The sequence below is a fragment of the Tritonibacter aquimaris genome, from assembly GCF_009617595.1.
Classification (GTDB): domain Bacteria; phylum Pseudomonadota; class Alphaproteobacteria; order Rhodobacterales; family Rhodobacteraceae; genus Epibacterium; species Epibacterium aquimaris.
Genome location: NZ_WIXK01000026.1, coordinates 1 through 868 on the forward strand (window position 1 = coordinate 1; position 868 = coordinate 868).

Sequence of the window (868 nt, forward strand, 5' to 3'; positions counted from 1 at the left end):
GCCACCTCTGCCTTCCGCCGTGTTTCCCATGAATGCCGCCAGATCAGTTCTGACTTGATGGTTTTGAAGAAGGTTTCGACTGCCGCGTTGTCATAGCAGTTACCCTTGCCGCTCATCGACACCTTGAACCCGTTCTGGCGCAGGATCTTCTGGTAGTCGTGCGAACAATATTGCGACCCGCGATCCGTGTGATGAATGCAGTCCTTGGGTGGTTGTCGGAACGCGATTGCCATTTTCAACGCCCGGATCGCCAGGTCACGTTTCATCCGGTTGCTTACAGCCCATCCAATGACACGACGGTGACCGACATCCAAGCCAATCTCTTTTAGTTCTTCGGTCATGCGTGGCCGGCCATAACTGCCCAGACTGAGACGGGACTGCTCCTTGAGGTGGGCCAGCGTGACCAAATCAGACTGCTGTCTGCGACTGGCCGGTCGATTGCGGAACGGACGTAAACCACGTGAACTGACATCCATGACCTTGCAAAGACGCGCCGTTTCGAAAACCCCCGCGTGTTCTTCAATGAACCTGAACCTCATGGCTTTTGGCCCGCGAAGAACTGCGTTGCTTTTTTAAGCTCTCCCTCTTGCAGCGGGTCTCGCGCCGGAGCCGGTCATTCTCTTGGGCGAGGCTCAAATCCTCTTTCGAAACCACATCTGTATCTCGGTGCGCTGTGATCCATTTGTTCAGCGTCGACATCCCGACACCCAAATCATCAGCCACCTGCTTACGCGTTAGCCCACTGGTCAGCGCGATACGCACCGGATCATGGTGGAATTCGTCCGTCCGTTTCTGTCCCATAGTCAGTCTCCTTTGTTGCAGTAAGTGCTATCAAAGGAGCGGCATCAAACCGCGACAGGTCCAAACA

Annotated in this window: 1 pseudogene; it reads right to left on the minus strand. The window is 55.0% G+C overall.

What is annotated here, in order from left to right:
* A pseudogene (locus GG681_RS17615) lies at positions 1 to 801 on the minus strand (DDE-type integrase/transposase/recombinase); the annotation flags it as partial.
* Positions 802 to 868: the final 67 nt, after the last annotated feature.